This window comes from Methanobacterium spitsbergense, assembly GCF_019931065.1.
Classification (GTDB): domain Archaea; phylum Methanobacteriota; class Methanobacteria; order Methanobacteriales; family Methanobacteriaceae; genus Methanobacterium_B; species Methanobacterium_B spitsbergense.
In genome coordinates this window covers 148879-168020 of the sequence record NZ_JAIOUQ010000016.1, presented here as the reverse complement: position 1 = coordinate 168020, position 19142 = coordinate 148879, and the positions used below count along the sequence as shown (strand labels likewise).

The window sequence follows — 19142 nt, the reverse complement described above, 5'->3', positions numbered from 1 at the left end:
TCGGTTGCAGCACCACGGGCTAATCTTTCATTTCTTACTCCAATTTCCCATGTTCGGGCTGCTGATGTTCTTCGGCCTTCAGGACTGGCCTTATACTCTTCAGCTGAATAAGTAACATCTTTTAAATCCTCTAAAGCTTTTGTTTGAACAGTAATCGCATCTTCAGCCTGACGTTTATTCATCTCTTCAATAGCCTTCCAATTTTCTTCCATCCTCTTTTCATCAAGAAAATCATCATAAGCACTGGCACGTTCAACCCAATTATATTTAGAAGAATATTTTTCAATTTGTTGAGAAGTTAATTTTTCTACCTTACTTTCTCCATACTTTACCCTTACTTTTTCCAAGGATCTGGTAGGTCCAAGGTCACGGTATATAGAAAATAATAAAAATGCCTTGTCACGTTCATACTCAATTCGTTTCCAAATTTGATTTTCTTCAGACATTAGAACCACTTTGAGTATAAATTGATAAACTTTGATTAAAAATGAGTTAAAATTGTAATAAAATTGAATAAAATTTAGTTAAATTTACTTCCTTTTATATCGAGATTTCAAATAATTCTATGTAAATTTGAATGACGTGAGTATTTTTGTATGATGATTTGTAATATTTAGAAATAGTATTTTTTATCCTTATTTTGGAATGACACTTTGGGGTTGTTAAATTATTTGAAAAGTGTCATTATTTTGGAATGATGGAACTGAGTTTTAGAATATTTGGATCTCAGCATTTTTTAGTACTGGCGTGGAAGGTCAGTTCCATTTTTTAAATTTTGTCATTGAAATGGAATGACACTTTGTGATCATTAAATTATTTTAAGAGTATCATGATTTTGTAGTGATGAATAGGTGATCTAAAAATTTGTTAAATATGTCACTAAATTGTAGTGACGTGATTGTTTTGTAATGGTGTAATTATCATGTTTTAAAGAAGCTTTTTAATGGCTTCTTTTTATTATTTAATGGATTATATCATGTTTTGTTTTTGGGTGTTTTGAGTGACGTGACTAATTTGTAATGATAGAAAGTTGGATTTGTAACTGATGTTTTGTATCATACTTTTGGAATGATGCTTAGTGAAATTTGTAACTTAGGTTAAGTGTCACAATTTTGGAGTGACGGACAACTCCAGTTGCAAAGTTCAGTTCCTACATTTCAAATGGAATCATGGAACCAACTTTTAGAACTTCACTTAAAAATCTCGATTTTGGTGTGACGCTTTGAGGCGGTTAGACTTGTCGGTAATTGTCACAATTTTGGAGAGAAAATAAGAGACTTTAATCTTTTTGTTAAATGTCATAATTTTGGAACCACGTGACTCTTTTTGAACCGAGATTTGAGATAATTCAATGCAAATTTATGGTCACTCAAAGTTGGAGCTGGTCCATTATAATAAAAATAATTTTTAATTGTGGGATGGTAAATCGTGGCCGTGGTATCAACCTTCAGAGTTTATGTTTAATATAAAAAAATATTATTGTTAAAAGAATAGCCGTATATACTTGTAAAAGGGTTCTTGCTACATCAAAAATAGATGTTAAACTTGTTGTATCAATTACCATACTGATAACCCCGCAATAATACTACAGACTGCAACAATCATTGTAAGTACTGCAATTAACCATTTATCTAAACGGTCTAGATGCCATCTTTTATCTGCATTTTCTATTTCTTCTTGTTTAATGTCGGCATCATGTTCTCTGGTTTCAACAGCTTCTCTTTTGTCTTGACCTTGGATAAACCCTTTAATTTCCGCCACATCACTTCGAGTTTCCGCTACCATACCATATAATGTTTCGGTTCTTTGTTCTAATTTATCAAATTCTTTATCTTGACCTTCTTTTATAATTCCATTTTTCGCATCTTTTGTTTCGAGTGTTCGTTCAATCCGTCCTAATGAGTCCTGTTTTATGTCTGAACGTTTAAATAATTCTGTAAAATCGTCTTCATGGACACAGATATGATATGGGTCTTTTTTTGTTTGTGTTTTCATGTTTAGTCAAGCCTAATTTTGAGGCCGTTAAAAAAGAGTGGTTAATTCATGAAAAACAATTTAGACTTCGTCTTGTGATGGTTCTTCAGTTGGTTCGGATGTGTTATCGGTTAAAATATTTTTACCTACTAATGCTCCTCCAAGGATACCTGCACATGTTCCTGCGACTACTGTTTGTCCTAGGTACATTGCTAGTAAAAATCCTGCACCTACAAATGCCACTATTTCTATTTGTACTGTTTTATCCATTATTTATGCCTCCAAAAATTATATTATAACTGCTTACCGCCTCCGATAAGACTAAAGAATTTAAATGTAACCCCCTAAAATGTATGATAAATCAAGAGGTGGTTTATGAGAAATAGGGGGTTACAAAGGGTGTAATATATGGTCATTGAATGCGGAACAACCCAATAACAATAAAAAATTAGTATCTTATTATGTTCTCTTATTATATAGGTACGGTTTACAAATATTTAGAAAAATAGTTAATATAACTTTAAAAACCTAACCGCTTAAGATTACGCTCTATAACATTATAATTAAATTCATTTAACCCTACAAACTTAAAAGCAGAACGGTTATATCTTAACTCTTTACCTCTTCCATCTTGCAAGAGAATATATCTACAGATCCCTGCAATAACTGTCCTAGCATCAACTCGACTGTGGATTAAATGTAATGAATGATTATTTATTATTTCTTTAACTCGTTTTTCCTGTGTGTAATTCATTAATAGTTGAGATTTAATAGTTCCAAGGAAGAATATATGCTGTGATTTTTTCCAGTCTTGTTTTTCGCTTCTTACTTTGGGTCCTCTTCGTTTTCTGTTGGAATTCAAAAATTGTGCTTCTTCAGGTGTGTATCCTGTATTCTTACTGGTTCTTAATGGCTGTTTGCTACGTTCTTTTTTCATTCCAGTGTCTGGAAGTAGTATTATCTTTTTATTTGTCATTCCACATTCACATATTCGTTCTGCTCGGTGGTGGTCTAGTGCTACTAGTGGATATCCACATTCAATACATTCACCGTATGTGTTGACTTCTATTTTTTTTATTTCACCTGTTTCTTTATCTTTGATTTTTTGTAATTCCGTTTCCCTAATAGGTCTTTCATGTTTATTCTGAGGTAATGCAAATTTTTTATCTTTAAACAATTCATCATAGATTGTTTCAGGTTCAGAATTTTCTATCAAACTTCTCAAGCCTCCGTTCTGCAAAAAGTATTCTAAAAATATTTAAAATAGTGTTTAATTAGGTTATAGCCAAACAAAAATAATATTTAAAAAAAATATCAATAGAAAAAATTTAAAAAATGTCACACGCACATTATAGATCAATTAACTAATTTCTCATTTTAATAGAATAACTAACTATGTTAGTCATTGGATAATTGACTATCGTATCGTCTTCAAGACTTATTTTAATCTCATTTGCATTTATTACAAAAGATCTCACTTTTGCAGAATATGGATGAAAATATTTAAACTCTTCATTTTCAACTATTTCCTTTCGTTTACCATTTACAAGTTCTATATAAACACTTTTAACCAATTGGATCACCTCTTATTACTAAGTTATAGTAGTAGATTATTTCTATTTTTCCATTACAATAATCCATTACAAAACCCCAAATTCTATTTTAAATATAGTTTAGGTTCCTTCTTAAACTCTATTTCACCTTTTCTAGGGATATCCAACTCTATTAGATCCACAAGGAAATTCACTCTCTCAACTGGTATTCGTTTATCAGTTCCAAAGTAACCTCCACCTTCTGGTGACTTCTTACATAATGGATTTACACAACGCCATAAATTGGATTTACGTGTCTGTAACATAATGGTTGGACATAGACATTTTGGACATAAATTTTTATCATCTATAATTTTACCACGTGCCATCTAATCACCTAAAATTTTATATATTTCCTTTAAGGATTCTGTCATGCCTTCTGCAAATCCATACATCACTTCCCATTCACCAGGTGCAAAACCATCTGGTGCATAAATAATTACTTTCTTACCTTTACCTGCAGCATATCCAAGTTCCATATGTGCAGACAATCCACAAGGCAATACACATATAAGAGTATCTGCCCAATCAATTCTAGATTTATCTTCTTTAAATGCCTGTTGGGCTCTTTTATCTTGCATGAAATTTTTTGCATTTAATTTCTGATCATCTTCTGTGATTTCTTTATAACTAAAAACAAACCTTCCTTGTGAATCGTCTGTGAAATCATCAACTTCATGGCCTTCAGTTCTTAAATATTCTGCAATATCTCGAACCATCTTATGATTTTTCCAGCTTGAAGCAAGATAAATTTTCATTATGAAACCTCCTCTTCCATTCCACAAGCAGGACAACGCCATAATACTATTTTAGTTTTACCTTCCCAACGAGACTCAATATACTCCATAGCCTTACCACACTTACAGATAGCCATAGCTAATACCTCCTTATTATTAATAGGATTGTTTAAATTAAATTTAAAAATCAAAAAAAATAGTATTCAAATTAACAAGTAAAAATAGACTAAAAATTTTAATTAATTTATTTTAAGGATTTCTTATATTTCTCAAATTCTTCCATAGTCATTTTGGTTCCACAGGTTCTACACAATACCCCATCACCATCAAAAATAAATTCAGTACCACAATCACATTTGATACCAGTTCTTTTTTCTTCCATTTTATTAACCTCATTCACTTACTATTTTTTTCTTGTTACGACTTATTAACACTTTGTTTTTGTAAACTAATTGTGTAACATCTTTAATTATAGATTTACCTTCAACTAATGCATTCCCCATTTCAATTACTCTTGAAAGATGAGGACTATAAGAAGTATATCCATTTGCTGAATTTTCAATTAATTCATTACGCATTCTTATTATATCTTCAGGATCAACATCATTTTTTAGTTTTAACATTTTTTGTGGGTTACAAGCTGCACGTTTACATTCAGGACATTCATAACATGAAGAGGATCCTCCGATTGATTCCGTGTAAATTCTTATATTTGGGTTTCCACATTTACGACAAACATAAACTTTTTCAAAAATACCAACTTTAACTTTCATTATTACCTCCCTTCCATGCTCTATTAGATTTTGCAATATTACAGGTTTCACATAAAGTTTGAAGATTATCTAATTCATCAGATCCTCCCTGAGTAACTGGACGAATATGATCTAAATGTAAAGTTGTTTCTTTATTGGTTTTTCCACATTCAAGACATCTATAATTATCTCTTTTAAAAACTTCATGTCTAATTGCCGGAGGTATAGGATCTCTTTGAGTAAATGGTTCATACAGACCCATATCCCATCTTTTTCTTACTTTCCTTTCAAAATCAGCATGTTTATGATATATTCTATGCAGATTCTGCATGGTTTCAGTTCTATCTTTATTGATATACAAAATATAATTTATACATGCAATTACCCATTCAGTTCCATACATGTTCAATAGTTCCTTAGGAGCACCAGAGGTTTCTTCAATGCCATGTAAAATGTTTTTTAATTCTTTGGTCATTTCAAACATTTTTTTTTCATTTGACATTTACAATCACCATTTAATATTCTATGTTATATCTATTTAATTTGGAACCTAGGAACTTTGGAACTTAGCTATATTATGAAAGTTCAATAAGTGGAACCTAGGAACTTTGGAACTTACAGGTTTTATTAAATTTTCATAAAATTTTAAAATATGAAAGTAGAGGGTCCTCTCTCCCCGGAAAAGTTCCAAAAATTCTAAACTAAATTTTAATCCTTCAATCAAAAAATAAACGAGTTAAATACCTTCAATTTGGAACTTTTTGAATAACCACTTTTCAGGTTCCAAGCGATTAATCGTTAGATGGATACAAAAAGTTCATAAATTTATCCATTTGAATTTTAATTACTTTTTGGTCTTTAGGTAATCTAACTTTCGTATATTTCCAACCCATGAGTTCAGCCAGTCCTTTAAGTGGTTGGCATACCTTTAATTCATGATGTATTTCCTTCTTGAAACCAATAGTAAAACAAACATATTTAGTATTCTTTTGTTCAATAGGAATCATCCAAGCAATTAAACGTTCATTTAAAACAGTCCATACCTTTTCCTTAAATTTATTTACACCTTTAAGATTTTCATTGTAGTCATCTAATTTTGTTGCTCCAGTTTCAGGATCTAATACCTGGACTCGACCATACGCTCTGTTGATCTGATCTAATAAAAAAATTCGGATATCTTCTCGGTGTTCTTCATCCATATCTTCCATAGATTCTGATTTACTCCAGTTATAAAGCCATCCTGGAACTTCCATATTTACATCAGCATAGATTCTTTTTATTAAAATATCTGCGAGTTCTTTCCAATCTAGATCCCATAGTGTTGAATCTGATGTATATTCCAATGCAGCTGCTTGACTAATAGGTTTTAGTAGATTGAATTTACATTTCTTGTGGTTTTTTGTTTGCCATTCGGTTTCAAATGCTTCTATTTCTTTATCTGATTTCTTTTCGTTGTGTGTGAAATTAATCACTAACAACCGTCTAATTAATGCATCATCATCAGGTACAAATGTGTTTGCTGTGAGTACAACAGGGTTAAAACTTGGAATATTTGTAAAACGTCTGCCTTCATAACGTCCTCGACTAATGGTTCGTTCTATGGCACCTTTTAACATTTCAGTTACACTAACTCTTTGAAATGCACCTGCAGGTTCATTGACTACTATTGGAAATGTAGATTGACTTATTTTACCACCAACACGTGCAACAGTATCAAAACCACTGCCTGTGAGATCGTTATTTTGATCAGGTTCACCCCACATATAAAGAACCATTTGACCTAATGTGGTTTTACCTGATTTAGCTTTTCCATAAAGATAAGGCCATGGTGTCCAATTTCCTTGCTGTTTTTTAGAATAAATAAATGGTGAAATTAATCCCCATTTAAAGATTGTTGCCAGTTTGGTTTCGTTTCCCGTATAGTACTTGACTAAATCATTTAATATTTCCAGTCCCTGTTTTAATTCTTCATGTACTGAGCCTGTTAAATCATAGTTCACTCCAATGATTTCATTTGTAGAGGGGTTATGGAAAAATCCGGGGGTTTCAATATCTGTCTTAATTTCTGCTAGATCTTGTCGGATGTAAGTATTCATAAGAGCAGGTAAAATATCATTTATCAGCCTATTAGCAGTAACATAACCGTCTCGAATTAAATCATTTTTAATGTCTTCTAAAAGATCAGGACCTGTTGTTAAAACACTTTTTTTAACTTTACTTTCCCATTTAATTTCAAATTTACGAGGTTCTTCAGCTAATGGACTGTCATAAACAATTACTTCGGATGGATATGCTTCAATTACCTTTTTTTGTTTACTGTAATCATTGTCATTTTTGATAATAACTGTTTCATAATAGACTATTTTTTGTCTAGGATCCACAACAACTAAAGTATCAGATCCTAAACTTCCAACAACCATATTATGATGTTTTGGCAGTTCGATTATTGTTTGGACTTCTTTTTGGATTTTATGTATAACTTTAGGTTCAAATATTGATTCTCCATTTTCTTGTAAAATTTCAACAAAAGAAAGTATTGTATAATGTTTTTTAGGGTTTTTGTATACATTTTTGAGTAAATTGATTTTAGCGTCTAGAGATCCCCATAAATTTAATGCAGATTCAAAATTAATATCTTCCTGGTATAACATCCCTGCTAGTTTTTGACTCATTTTGTCTAATGTTTTAAAGTCTAACGTTCCATTAAATATGGGTCTTAAGGTTACTTGTAATGATGTTATTTGGTCATCGGTTAATGTTCTGCTTCCTATTTCAAGTAAAACAATGTCTTCTTTAATGTTTTCTGTTATGGTTATCGTGTCACCTCCTATTTAATTTTAAAAATAGGAGATGTTACCTCCTGTTAATTGATTCGATTTTAAGATCTTCAGGTCCCGCTTTTTCATTGAATGCATTTTTAACTTTTTCTAAATTTTCATCAGTTAAAAACTGGTCTAATGATGCACCACCATCTTTACGTTTTTGGATACTATTTAGCATTCTTTCTGCATCTGCTAGGGTATCTTCAGCTTTTTCTAAATCTTTTTTCAATTTTTTATATAATGGGTCCTCTGAATCACAGGGTTGTAAATATTTTATTTGAAGTGTTAATTCTAGAATTTTTTTCTCTTGAGTATCTCTTTGCTTCTTTAATTTATTGAAAATGCCCAGCATTACCTCTAGGGGTGTTTCATAACTCATAAATAATCCTCCATAAAAAATAGTATTTAAGCTAACCCTAACAATTCCTTAACTTCATTAAACTGTGTTTTGGATATGGCTTCTTCTTCGACCATTGCTTCTGTAACATGTAGTACTCCTTTGGTAGTTGGAAGTTCTCCACGTCCTTTAATTAGTACACATGCATTGTTTATTGCTAGGTTCTCTCTGAGTTTTTTCCAGTCTAAATCTGTACTTTGTGTTACTCGTTGTGTTTCTGGTTTATCTTCACTATTTGAGGTTTCTTTTTGAACTTGTCTTGATGCCCTTTGGGTTCTGTCAACTCTTTGGGTATTTTTCATGTTTGTATCTGTTTTTTCAGACTCGGATGCACGTTGAGTTCGCTCATTGTTTTCTGTATTATGTTGGGGTTCATCACTTTGTCCGTTGGGATTGCTTCCTTTTACCTCTGTAATTTCAAGGTCTCCAGCTTTAGCTCTTGATGTCCTTGTGGTTCTCTCTGTTTTAACAACTTCTGATTCTGTTTCATTTATTTCAGATGCTTTTGCTCTCGGTGTCCTGTGACTATTTCCATTACTTCTTTGAGTTTGATTTTTGGACGCTGCAACTCCGTCATCGTCCTCTTCACCTGTGATATTAAACAATGTTTCAAGAGTATATCGTCTCCCATAAGTAATAGCTGAGCCTAAACCTTGTGGATTATTGTGTTGTAGGGGGATAACCATCTTTTCAAGTCCATACTCTTCACCAGAAATATGGTATAACTTAGATTCAATAGTCAAAAACGGTTTATCACCTATAATTATATTCCCTACATTTTGTTTTAAAAGAAGGTCATTTGCGATTAGATAAGGTTTAATATGAGCTAGTAACTGATTTAAAGGAACAAAACTACTTTGAGTATAATCACTGTATGCTGTTTTTTCAGGGTTTGGCATTTCTTCTTGTATCTTCAAAAGGATTGGAAGGAGTTTGGATTCCTGTTTCATCCTTTATCCCTCTTTTGGTGCTTCTATTAATTCAGTGATTTCAATAGTATTCCAAGTTCTAGTCATTGCATCGTTCCATTGTTCTTTTATAACAGCTTTAATTGCATTTAAATTATAGATGTAGCCTTGTAATTCACTGAATTTCATTATAATTACATTGTCTTTAGTCGGGAATCCTTTTACTTTATCTATGCTTTTAACAAGTTCATATCCTAAAGATCCTTTTTTGAGTTTGATGTCATCTTCCATTCCTTTAAGGTAGATATTACCTCTTAAAGCTTCTCTGGTCTCGTGGTCATATATTATGAATGCTGCGGAGTAATAAGGTTGTTTTGTTTTTTTATCTGTTCCTTCATAGATGTTTGCTATGAATGGTTGTCCGTTCCATACTTCATCATTTCCACAATCTTTTAATGGGACTTTTCGGTAGTCTCCTATATCATCATTTCCACCTGGAACTTTTCTTGGTGTTAATGCTGGTTCTTCGTGTTCTTCTTCTTTTGATTTAAATATACTTTGTGCCATAAATTTCACTCTCCTATTTCTTCACATTTTCTACATAATTCACATTTCTTTTTCATGTCGTCACCACAATAGTAGTTTCCAGACATGTCCAGTGCATTCATAGGATAAATAACTTTATCCTCTGTTTTTGGTTTTATCCAAGGTGCATCACTTTCTGGTAATATTCCAAGTTTTTCAAGTCGTTTAAGGTGGCTTAAATAACTTTTATAACTATCCACTTTGGCTTGAAGTTCCTTAGTTTGCTTTGCAACATATCCTGCTTTGTCTCCTACGGTTTTAATTGGGTTTACTTGGGTTTCACTTGCTTTTTTCCAGTCGGTATTTGCGTTTAAATCTGTTTTTTTGTCTTCAAGTTTGGCATTTACAGTTGCTACTTGGAATTCAGCATCCATGATTAACTGAGATAATTGTGCTTTGATGTCTTTTTTTTCTTCAGGATCTATGGGTTCATGATATTCTACTATCATGAAATAGCTGTCTTTATCGAATAGTAGGGGTTTATGTGATGGCCATACAGGGGAATATCCTTCTAAATCTTTCAGATTCATTTGTTGGATTAGTTCTTCCATGCTGGAGCATTCGATATAACCATATCGTGCTATTTCTATTTCTTGGTCTTCTGCTTTTGTTTCCATATATTTCACCTCTTGAAATTTACCCCTAACAAAGAAAAGGCTGATAGGGTCTATAAAAAAAGGGTAAAAAATAGTAAATTAATTTCGCTATATAGTGCTATAAAGAAGTTCAAATCATTTTATATTTTTCTTTTAAATCTTCTATAAATTCATCTAAAAGCTTATTATCCCTATCTCTATTGTTAAATATAGTAATAGATAAACTAGGGGCAAGAATAGATTCTTTATCTTTTTCCTTAACAGTAAATTTCATATTCATTTAACCACCTTTCAACTTCAATAATTCAATGTTCTTGTCTAAAAGCCCTTCAATTACTTCCTTCTGTTTTGTTATGGTTTCCTTTTGTTCTTTAGTCATTACCCTTAACTCTTCTAACTCTGCTAGTTCAGTCATGTTCATTTTAACCACCTGTAAATGCTGGAGTTATTAACATAAAACTAAACACTATGAATGCTATAAATGCCAAACTAATAGTCATTATTACAAGAATTGCTTCTTGTTGTTCCTTTGTGAATCTTGGCTGTTTACTACGCTTCAGTTTTAATACTTCATATTTATGTACTGACATCTTTATTCAACTCCTTTAACTTTTTTAACATCATTTTTAAATCTTTATCATCTATCTGTACATTATCAAGACGATTTAAAGCCCTCTCTGTGTCTTCATCAATACCATAATCTAGTAATATGTCTCTACGAACCATACGCACTAAGTGATTTGCTAACCCTTCCATACTCAAATTAAAGCCTCCTAAAATACCAATATTTAACACCAATTAATCCTGTAAAACCAATACTACCCAATGCAATTAAAAAACAAAAAATAACAAAAATTTGACTACCAATATCCACCAATTGGATAAAGGTCATGGTACAACTTCCTTAAATCCGGTACATTCCTTTATCCATATTGGATCAAAGTTAAAAGGCCATAAACACCAATTACCTTCTATTCCTTGTTGTTCACGTTCAATACGGAAACCATTGAATAAGTGAATTGTAGGTTTTTTATAATTCACAATCACTTGATTCAATAAATCAGAATCATTTATAACATGTCTAACTTCAGGATGTTGACAAGTTGAATGTCTGCTATTCTCTAAATGTCCTTGATATACACAATTATCACAGTCCATAAAATCACCTCATAAAATAATAGGTAGGAGGAAACCAGTCCATGGCTAGAGCTGGTTCCCAAAAGATAAATTCTATTCCATATAATCTTGTAAAATCACAAAATCTTCTTTCAAATCCGTTCCAATTTCAATCCAACTCATAGGAGATAAATCAGAATAAAATGTTCTAAAAAATACTTCAAGATCTCCATCCTGTTTTTTGATTAATTCTAATTTTTTAATTAATTCACTCAATTTCATAGGATTTTTACCATCCATTAATAATCCCCTCCAAGCAAATACTCACTTTCTTGTGCTTTAACATCTTCTTTGGTTACAGATGGTTCAGGTTCACTAACTTTAAACCCTAACACTTCCCACCTGTAATCAATTAATTTAATCCTAGCCTCTACTTTAAAACCTTCCTGTATTAATCGTTTAAATCCAATTCCAATATTTGGATTGTCTATAAATGCTGTGTAACGGTTTGAAGGAGGTTCAATTGGTGAATCACCATTCTCTACAATTACACATAATCCGTTAATGTCGATGACATTCCGTTTGTAGTAGCTATTCATAGTTCCTTTTTTAACCTTTGGAATAGGCTTACTGCATAATTCATTCACTACCTTGCATGGATCTTTCATTCAATCACCTCGTAATATAAAGAAGTGGAGCCCCCCGAATTGCACGGGGTAACTTTGATTTTTACACCAAGACTGCATTAAAAAAAGTTATATTTCTTTTAGCTCCATAAAAATCCTATAGCGGGGGGAGTATAGACGACCTACAGTAACCACACTATTAGAATCGCTAAAACAACCTGTCCCCATAGGATTACAAAATAAAAATAGAAAAATATATAATTTGTTGTCGCTTAATTTCACACTGAATTCACTTTTCATCTATTCCTTTGATTGAGGGCGGCTGTACGCTATGGAGAATAGAACCCATTACCTAAGGACACATCTTTATTTTAAGGCTTTTTAAGACCTACCGTTCCCATTCTTCAAGGATTTCTATTGGTTTGTACCTCAAGAAAGTTCTTATCCTTCAAGAATTTTCACTACAGTTTTGCACCCGCAATTCAAAACTTAGAAATTTGTACCTTTATTCTGTACAGATTTCTATACTTAAATTAGACTATACAGTATATAAATCTTTCCCTTTTTATGTAATGATAAAAGGAATATAAAAAGGATAAATTTAAATACAGTAAACTTACACATATAAATATACATTAAAAAGATAGATCGAGGTATGAAATTGAAAAAAGAAACAAAATTAGTTAGAAATGCAGGTTCAATACGAACTACCGTACCTTCGGCAATGGTTGAATTTTTAGGTTTATCCGAAGGGGATAGATTATGTTGGGAATTAGAAGTAACCGATGAAGGAAAAAGAAGTTTAACACTTATCCCATTAAAAGTAGAATAATTACTATTTTCATTATTCTTACAGCAAATTATCTTATTGTTTTTAAATCCATTAAAATTAGATTGTTGGACTAATCCCATCTTGGATCAGCCCTTAAGAATTAATGCTTCTCTTTTACTTATATTTTCTTCAAGTTCATTTAACAACTGTTTATATTTTGAACTTGTTGGTTTATCTTGTATAAGTAAAAATTCATGTTTTTTATCTTGAAATTCAAATTCAAGTTCTTTAAGGTTATTTCTTGTATGTATTTGATCAATAGATTTATCTATAATAGCGTTGATACTTCTCAATTGCAGCAACTCCTGACGGTTTTGTTGTCGGTTGGTAGGAGGAATGTTTCGCGACTGAACTCCTACCTTCCATTTTAATACAAACTTGCACAATAATAATCGTGCCCTAATAACATCGAACTGTTATATAGGTAGGTTTCCTTTTGAAGTATTAAATGTTTTGTATGTTACATACAAAAATTGCAAGTTTACAAAATAAATCTATTCTTATATACCATATCATTAACTAAAGAGCATTTGAGAAATAAAAAAAAATAATAATCCTTATAATTTAGTCTTATATTCTTCCATCCAGCCTTTATCTTTCATGAATTGTTTAACAGAACTCATATCTGAACGTAAAGTTTGGAGTTCTTTATAATCTTCACTTTCCATTCTATGAACTTCAACCTTTTCCCTGAACATCAGATAGGGTAATATTCTGATATATTCATTTTTTAAGGCTTCAATATCAATTTTAAAATAACTATCATCTACTCTATTTATTTTATGGCCTAACATCCAGTCTACATAAATTTTAGGAACTTGATGTATAGTTAATGTTGTAGCAAAGAACTTTCGGAGTTTATGACTACTAAAATAGTGATGATATCCTGTTTTCCCAAATCCACATCTACGATTTATAGTGGTAAACATTCCTTCAAATGCAGGATTTGTCAATGCCCTTGTTCCAATACTTGTAAATAATGGATCTTCAATTTTCATATTTCTTCTTTCAGATGCCAATAGATATTCAACTATTAATTTGATGCTCTCAGGGCTAGAAAAAGTAACATATGGCATATTCGTCTTGATTCTGAACACCTTCCATGATGCTACATGGTTGATATCTTTAGTATCCAATATTGAGTTTAGTTCCTCTACATTACCACTATAATTTATAGCAGAAAAGAAGTCTTTAATTTTTAGGTGTTGGATTTCAGCACGACCCATACCTGAAGATGCCATGGTAGATATGATTGCTTGATATTTTTTATTACAATTATTCAATATTTTTTTGATTTCATCATGTCCTGGAAGATCTGTACTGTAAACTGTTTCAGGAATTTCATCTTCAACTAATTTGAACCTGGGAGTTTCAATATCATATTCATGATAAAATGTTTTTATGACTGCTAATTGCTTTTTTATTGTGTTATATCGTAGATTTCTATCTTTGAGATATTTATAATAGTCCAAAATGTATCTTTTAATATTTCGATTTTTCATACGGATTTGTTGGTCTTCTTGATTTTCAGCTTCTTCAATTAATTCCGTAGGGTTTTTATTTATGAACACACAATATTGATTTAAGCTTTTAGCATATTCTTTAATGCTAGATTTTCTTAAGTTTCGTGATATTATTAAGTCCTGGAAATGTCGATCAGATTTAATATCCATAAAGTATAGTTTTATAAATGTAGTATATTATCATTTACATAGCAGTTGAGAATTAATAAAAAGGTAAAAGGATGGTTTTTTAATTGGAAATACTTTGGTTCTACATAGCAGTTTTTCTTGCAGTTAGTGATGAAATACATAGCAGGATAATGTGGGGACTATTTGCAGATTTCTACATTCTCCTTGCAGGTGTTATCAAGGAAAGTGTTGCTTCAAACATCAGATTATGGATTGTACATGAAGGATTGGAAGCATTATTCCACTTTGTGGTCTTATCTCTGGTTTTCCTAGCAGCAGGACTGGGTGTAGTAGCGTTAGAAATTGGTATACTGGCAGCACTTATACATATGACAGTAGATATGTATCATGAGTATTCCGGAATTGAATTGAACCCATTGGGCCACAGATGTTTGCACTTTACAATAGAATCAATATTCTTTATCCTTGTTTTCGCAGCGGGAGTTCCAACCTAAAAATATTTGGACTAGGTCAGATTCCATTTGAAAACAGATTTATCAAAAAAAAGTTAGATACATTATTTGGGATTTATAAAAAAAATTTATGGATTTGAAGATTAGGATTTGAATAATATGCCAGTTATAAACTTCAGCTACGAATATTTTAACCAGGTTTTAGGTCAAAAAATTACAAAGGAAGAATTAATTGATATGCTTCCAATGATTGGGAGCGATATTGAGCATTATGATGATGAAATGATAAAGGTAGAGTTTTTCCCAAACAGACCAGATTATTACAGTGTCGAAGGAATTGTTCGAACAGTCAAGGGATTTTTAGGAATAGAAGAAGGACTACCAGAATATTCTATGTCAAAATCGGGTTATAAGATGATGGTTGATCCTGAACTCATTAATATTAGACCATACACCTCTTGCTGTATAGTTGAAGGAATTTCAATAGATGAAAACAGTCTTAAGGGGCTCATGGATTTTCAGGAAGATCTTCACTGGGTTTTAGGTCGTGACAGAAAAAAGGTTGCAATTGGAATCCACAATTTGGATGTTGTTAAACCACCATTTACATATAAAGCAGCTAAACCCGATGAATATTCCTTTATTGCACTCGAAACAACTGAAAAAAAGAATCTAAATGATATTTTAGAACATCATAAGAAAGGGAAAAAATATGCTCATCTACTGGATAAATTCGATAAATATCCATTAATAATAGATTCAGATAATAATATACTTTCAATGCCGCCAATAATTAATGGAGAACTTACAAAATTAAGTGAAGATACTAAAAATGTTTTAATTGATGTAACTGGTACTGATGAAAGGGCTGTGAACTTTGCACTTAATATAATTGCTTGTTCCTTTGCTGAATCTGGAGGTAACATAAAAACAATGGATATTGTCTACAAAGACAGAACAGTAGAAACTCCTAACTTAACCCCTAAAAAGATGTATGTAGACCTTGGAAATGCTCAAAAAATCCTGGGAGTTGAACTTACAGCACCAGATGTAGTTGATATGCTTAAACGTGTGAGATTAGGAGCAGAATCAGAAGCAGATGATAAAATAGCTGTTACTATACCTGCCTATAGAATTGATATTTTACACGAAGTTGATATAATTGAGAATATTGCAATAGGTTACTGTATCCGTAAGATCCAACCCGAACTTCCTGAAATTGCAACTATTGCATATCCTGATACTGGTAAAATCTTCGAAAACAGGGTTAGGGACATAATGATAGGTATGGGTTTTTATGAAGTTATGAGTCTGATGCTTACAAGCGAAGATCAACACTACACAAACATGAGGTTACCAGAGGATGAACATGTAATCGTTGCACAGCCAATATCTCAAGATCGTACAATGATAAGAAAAAATCTTATTAATGGTTTGATGGAATTTTTAGAAGACAACACACATGAAGAACTTCCACAGAGAATATTTGAAGTGGGAGATGTGGCTTACCTTGATACAAACTCAGAAACAGGTACTAGGATCATTAAAAAACTTGCCTGTCTAGTTACACATTCAAATGCCAACTTCACAGAAATAAAATCAATAACCGATTCTTTTATATCAAATATTGGATTGAAAATGAAGATTGAATCAATAGATCACCCATCATTTATAAAAGGGCGATGTGCAGCTATTATAGGAGAATATGAAGACGTAGATGGGAATATTAATGTGAAAAAAGGATCTGTTGAGGGATTTTTCGGTGAAATTGACCCAGAAGTTATAACCAACTTTGATCTTGAATATCCTGTTATTGCCTTTGAAGTTGAATTTAAAGGTTAAATAATTAATATTTCTAAACTTTTTTTTTATTTAAAATCATAAATAGAAACTCAAACGATGGTGACAGTAACCTTTCTTGTTCTTGGCCCATCTAGTTCAACAAAAAATATACTCTGCCAGGTTCCAAGATCTAGTTTTCCATTGTTCAAAGGGATTGTTTCACTGTTACCAATTAGAAATGATCTTATATGTGAATCTGCATTGTTATCTATTATATCATGTTTGTAATTCTGATTTGAAGGTACTAAAGTTTCAAGGGCTTTTTGGAAATCTTTCAAGAGTCCTGGTTCATCTTCATTGACAACAATTCCAGAAGTTGAATGTTTACTGTAGATGTTTACTAAACCCGTTTTAATACTGCTTTTTTCTATAATAAAATTAACTTCAGTTGTAATATTTATAAGTTCCATTCTATTATGGGTCTTTAATTCAAATACATCCTTTAACATTTATTTAACCTTTTTTTAATTTTAAGTTTGAAAAAATTTTTTGCAATTTTTAATATTTATTTAAATTGTTCTTCTATATCTTGGTTGTTCATGATACGTTCACAGTAATAGCATCTTAGCATTAGAGGTCCTGTGTCAATTATATTGAATTTGCTTTTAACTGGTTCATTTGTGTTGGTTATGCAGTTGGGGTTGGGGCATATAAGAATTCCATTAACATGATTTAAAAGTGTGACCTTACCCTTTTCAATAATTTCATATTCTCGGACAATGTTTATGGTGGCTTTGGGTGCAATTAAGGCAATTTTATCCACTTCACGCGATTCAAGTTCTCTTCCTTCTACCTTTACAATATCCTTGGTACCCATCTCCGAAGACTTTACATTCATTGCAATTGTAACAGCAGCTTCTTTACTGGGTAATCCTAATATTTTAAGGACATTTAAAGCTTTATTTGCAGTTATATGATCTATAACTGTTCCGTTTCTGATTGGTTTAACCTTCAGTTCCCTAGGAGCTTTCATTTTTTCCCTTTTATTAAATTTTAGATTCTAGAACTACAAAATAATTAATAGATGATATTCATTTTATTCAATATAAGATTTACCTAAATAGTGTGAACTACCCCTCCCTTTCGGAAGGGGTTTCTTCTATCATTGAATCCACTTTTGTGGTTTTCTCAAAGAAGCTTTAAATCCCGTAGTTCCTACGGTACTGGAGAGATTTTGTTTATCCAGTGCAAAATCACGTATATTAACTGCTGCATTAACATCACGATCATGAATACTCCCACAATCAGGGCAAATCCATTCACGATGATGTAATTTTAAATTACTGTTAGGGTATCCGCAATGGTTGCATATTTTAGTTGATGGTTCAAATTGTCCTATTTGGATTAATGTTTTACCATACCATTCAGTTTTAAATATTCAGTTTCTCTATTGCTATTGCTTGGTTCTCACATACAATAAATTTACTAAGTTTATGCTGGAAATCTTCACGAATATTCATAATTCGTTCATGAATCTTACTAATCTTTAAACGTTGTTTATTACGATTATTACTGCCTCGTTTTTTACGTGATAACTTCCGTTGTTCACGTTTAAGTCGTTTCAGCTGTTGTTTAAGTGGTCGTGAATTATTAACCTTAACACCTTTACTTGTAATTAAAAAATGGGTTAAACCCATATCTAATCCTACGGTGGTTTTCTGATTGAATTTTACCTTTTCAGGTATTTATCATCAATTAGAATACTGATATAATATTTACCAGTATTTGTCATGGTGATTGTTGCTGTTTGCGTTTTACCTTTGAATTGTCTATGTAATTTTGTTTTTACCCATCCTATTTTAGGAAGGTATATTTCATTGTTATTGAAATCAACTTTATAATTTTGTGGTACATTGAATGATTGTACTCTATTTTTCTTTGATTTAAAATGTGGGAATCCTTTTTTCTCTCTATAAAACATTGTGAATGCATTATCAAGGTTGAGTGTAGTTCCTTGTAATGATTGACTGTTAATTTCTTTGAGCCATATTTCACTTTGTTTGAGTAATGTTATTTCTTTGTTAAGCGCGAAACGGGATATTGATTTACCTGTTTCATTATATGTTCGGATTTTATATTCTAATCCCCAATTATACACGTATCGACATGCTCCAAAATGTTTGTTAACAATTTCTTCTTGGTTTTTAGTCGGATACATTCGATATTTAATGCTCTTAACATAATATTATTTATTATTAAATTATTATTAACATGTTGTGGTTGAATTCATCCCCACCCTCACAGATGGGGTATTCTCCA

General features: G+C 31.6%; 32 protein-coding genes. 3 read left to right on the top strand and 29 right to left on the bottom strand.

The genetic code is table 11. The annotated features are described in order from the left end of the window. From K8N75_RS13285 to K8N75_RS13180, 22 genes are all read right to left on the bottom strand, one after another. Positions 1-446: hypothetical protein (locus K8N75_RS13285; protein WP_223792531.1), on the bottom strand; the 446-nt coding region annotated here is incomplete at its 3' end. A 1111-nt stretch (positions 447-1557) separates the two neighbouring features. Continuing rightward, on the bottom strand, positions 1558-1995 hold the full coding sequence (locus tag K8N75_RS13280) for a hypothetical protein (RefSeq protein WP_223792530.1): 438 nt from the start codon (positions 1993-1995) through the stop codon (positions 1558-1560). A 60-nt stretch (positions 1996-2055) separates the two neighbouring features. After that, complete coding sequence (locus K8N75_RS13275; RefSeq protein WP_223792529.1) at positions 2056-2244, bottom strand: hypothetical protein; 189 nt, start codon at positions 2242-2244, stop codon at positions 2056-2058. Positions 2245-2494: 250 nt separating this feature from the next. Continuing rightward, entirely contained in the window at positions 2495-3190 is a 696-nt protein-coding gene (locus tag K8N75_RS13270) for a hypothetical protein (RefSeq protein WP_223792528.1), read from the bottom strand. A gap of 148 nt (positions 3191-3338) precedes the next feature. Further along, a complete protein-coding gene (locus tag K8N75_RS13265) occupies positions 3339-3548 on the bottom strand; it encodes a hypothetical protein (protein ID WP_223792527.1) in 210 nt (69 codons plus the stop codon). An 83-nt stretch (positions 3549-3631) separates the two neighbouring features. Next, entirely contained in the window at positions 3632-3895 is a 264-nt protein-coding gene (locus tag K8N75_RS13260) for a hypothetical protein (protein WP_223792526.1), read from the bottom strand. Beyond that, positions 3896-4324: a nucleoside 2-deoxyribosyltransferase gene (locus K8N75_RS13255; protein WP_223792525.1), complete on the bottom strand. Its 429-nt coding sequence runs from the start codon at positions 4322-4324 to the stop codon at positions 3896-3898. Positions 4325-4547: 223 nt separating this feature from the next. Next, positions 4548-4685 carry a hypothetical protein gene (locus K8N75_RS13250; protein WP_223792524.1) on the bottom strand — a complete coding sequence of 46 codons (138 nt, stop codon included), beginning with the start codon at positions 4683-4685 and terminating at the stop codon, positions 4548-4550. Between the two features lie 10 nt (positions 4686-4695). Beyond that, positions 4696-5076, bottom strand: a complete 381-nt coding sequence (locus K8N75_RS13245; RefSeq protein ID WP_223792523.1) for a hypothetical protein — start codon at positions 5074-5076, stop codon at positions 4696-4698. Beyond that, the gene (locus tag K8N75_RS13240) at positions 5066-5557 is read right to left on the bottom strand and encodes an HNH endonuclease (protein WP_223792522.1); all 492 of its coding nucleotides are present in this window, start codon (positions 5555-5557) and stop codon (positions 5066-5068) included. Before K8N75_RS13240 ends, K8N75_RS13245 begins: the two co-directional genes overlap by 11 nt. 289 nt (positions 5558-5846) lie before the next feature. After that, on the bottom strand, positions 5847-7727 hold the full coding sequence (locus K8N75_RS13235; protein WP_223792521.1) for a hypothetical protein: 1881 nt from the start codon (positions 7725-7727) through the stop codon (positions 5847-5849). A 181-nt stretch (positions 7728-7908) separates the two neighbouring features. Then, the gene (locus tag K8N75_RS13230) at positions 7909-8256 is read right to left on the bottom strand and encodes a hypothetical protein (protein ID WP_223792520.1); all 348 of its coding nucleotides are present in this window, start codon (positions 8254-8256) and stop codon (positions 7909-7911) included. Positions 8257-8282: 26 nt separating this feature from the next. Beyond that, a complete protein-coding gene (locus K8N75_RS13225) occupies positions 8283-9224 on the bottom strand; it encodes an ERF family protein (RefSeq protein WP_223792519.1) in 942 nt (313 codons plus the stop codon). Between the two features lie 3 nt (positions 9225-9227). Then, positions 9228-9749 carry a hypothetical protein gene (locus tag K8N75_RS13220; RefSeq protein ID WP_223792518.1) on the bottom strand — a complete coding sequence of 174 codons (522 nt, stop codon included), beginning with the start codon at positions 9747-9749 and terminating at the stop codon, positions 9228-9230. 5 nt (positions 9750-9754) lie between these two features. Continuing rightward, entirely contained in the window at positions 9755-10384 is a 630-nt protein-coding gene (locus K8N75_RS13215; RefSeq protein WP_223792517.1) for a hypothetical protein, read from the bottom strand. 109 nt (positions 10385-10493) lie between these two features. Continuing rightward, complete coding sequence (locus tag K8N75_RS13210) at positions 10494-10643, bottom strand: hypothetical protein (protein ID WP_223792516.1); 150 nt, start codon at positions 10641-10643, stop codon at positions 10494-10496. Continuing rightward, the gene (locus K8N75_RS13205; RefSeq protein ID WP_223792515.1) at positions 10644-10784 is read right to left on the bottom strand and encodes a hypothetical protein; all 141 of its coding nucleotides are present in this window, start codon (positions 10782-10784) and stop codon (positions 10644-10646) included. It lies immediately after the preceding gene. A gap of 1 nt (position 10785) precedes the next feature. Then, on the bottom strand, positions 10786-10953 hold the full coding sequence (locus K8N75_RS13200) for a hypothetical protein (RefSeq protein ID WP_223792514.1): 168 nt from the start codon (positions 10951-10953) through the stop codon (positions 10786-10788). After that, on the bottom strand, positions 10940-11125 hold the full coding sequence (locus K8N75_RS13195) for a hypothetical protein (protein WP_223792513.1): 186 nt from the start codon (positions 11123-11125) through the stop codon (positions 10940-10942). The genes K8N75_RS13200 and K8N75_RS13195 overlap by 14 nt, the downstream gene beginning before the upstream one ends. A 126-nt stretch (positions 11126-11251) precedes the next feature. After that, a complete protein-coding gene (locus K8N75_RS13190; RefSeq protein WP_223792512.1) occupies positions 11252-11521 on the bottom strand; it encodes a hypothetical protein in 270 nt (89 codons plus the stop codon). A gap of 72 nt (positions 11522-11593) precedes the next feature. Next, entirely contained in the window at positions 11594-11779 is a 186-nt protein-coding gene (locus tag K8N75_RS13185; protein WP_223792511.1) for a hypothetical protein, read from the bottom strand. Continuing rightward, positions 11779-12147 (bottom strand): hypothetical protein, encoded by a 369-nt coding sequence (locus tag K8N75_RS13180; protein WP_223792510.1) that lies wholly within the window; start codon positions 12145-12147, stop codon positions 11779-11781. The genes K8N75_RS13185 and K8N75_RS13180 overlap by 1 nt, the downstream gene beginning before the upstream one ends. 619 nt (positions 12148-12766) lie before the next feature. On the opposite strand from K8N75_RS13180, the gene K8N75_RS13175 reads away from it, so the two are divergent. Further along, entirely contained in the window at positions 12767-12937 is a 171-nt protein-coding gene (locus K8N75_RS13175; RefSeq protein ID WP_223792509.1) for a hypothetical protein, read from the top strand. 86 nt (positions 12938-13023) lie between these two features. On the opposite strand, the gene K8N75_RS13170 is transcribed toward K8N75_RS13175, so the two are convergent. Further along, positions 13024-13230: a hypothetical protein gene (locus tag K8N75_RS13170; RefSeq protein ID WP_223792508.1), complete on the bottom strand. Its 207-nt coding sequence runs from the start codon at positions 13228-13230 to the stop codon at positions 13024-13026. Between the two features lie 264 nt (positions 13231-13494). After that, positions 13495-14610 (bottom strand): tyrosine-type recombinase/integrase, encoded by a 1116-nt coding sequence (locus K8N75_RS13165; RefSeq protein WP_223792507.1) that lies wholly within the window; start codon positions 14608-14610, stop codon positions 13495-13497. Between the two features lie 83 nt (positions 14611-14693). Between K8N75_RS13165 and K8N75_RS13160 the strand changes: the two genes are divergently transcribed. Both K8N75_RS13160 and pheT read left to right on the top strand, forming a co-directional pair. Next, the gene (locus K8N75_RS13160) at positions 14694-15083 is read left to right on the top strand and encodes a hypothetical protein (protein WP_223792506.1); all 390 of its coding nucleotides are present in this window, start codon (positions 14694-14696) and stop codon (positions 15081-15083) included. 117 nt (positions 15084-15200) lie between these two features. Continuing rightward, on the top strand, positions 15201-16883 hold the full coding sequence (gene pheT, locus K8N75_RS13155) for a phenylalanine--tRNA ligase subunit beta (RefSeq protein ID WP_223792505.1): 1683 nt from the start codon (positions 15201-15203) through the stop codon (positions 16881-16883). 50 nt (positions 16884-16933) lie between these two features. On the opposite strand, the gene K8N75_RS13150 is transcribed toward pheT, so the two are convergent. From K8N75_RS13150 to K8N75_RS13130, 5 genes are all read right to left on the bottom strand, one after another. Beyond that, on the bottom strand, positions 16934-17332 hold the full coding sequence (locus K8N75_RS13150) for a secondary thiamine-phosphate synthase enzyme YjbQ (protein WP_048190889.1): 399 nt from the start codon (positions 17330-17332) through the stop codon (positions 16934-16936). 56 nt (positions 17333-17388) lie between these two features. Then, positions 17389-17856, bottom strand: coding sequence for an aspartate carbamoyltransferase regulatory subunit (pyrI, locus tag K8N75_RS13145; protein ID WP_048190888.1), 468 nt, complete (start codon positions 17854-17856; stop codon positions 17389-17391). A 129-nt stretch (positions 17857-17985) separates the two neighbouring features. Then, on the bottom strand, positions 17986-18261 hold the full coding sequence (locus K8N75_RS14320) for a zinc ribbon domain-containing protein (protein WP_223792536.1): 276 nt from the start codon (positions 18259-18261) through the stop codon (positions 17986-17988). Continuing rightward, on the bottom strand, positions 18254-18568 hold the full coding sequence (locus K8N75_RS13135) for an RNA-guided endonuclease InsQ/TnpB family protein (RefSeq protein WP_223792535.1): 315 nt from the start codon (positions 18566-18568) through the stop codon (positions 18254-18256). Before K8N75_RS13135 ends, K8N75_RS14320 begins: the two co-directional genes overlap by 8 nt. Further along, positions 18553-19053 carry an RNA-guided endonuclease TnpB family protein gene (locus K8N75_RS13130; protein ID WP_223792534.1) on the bottom strand — a complete coding sequence of 167 codons (501 nt, stop codon included), beginning with the start codon at positions 19051-19053 and terminating at the stop codon, positions 18553-18555. Before K8N75_RS13130 ends, K8N75_RS13135 begins: the two co-directional genes overlap by 16 nt. Positions 19054-19142 lie beyond the last annotated feature (89 nt).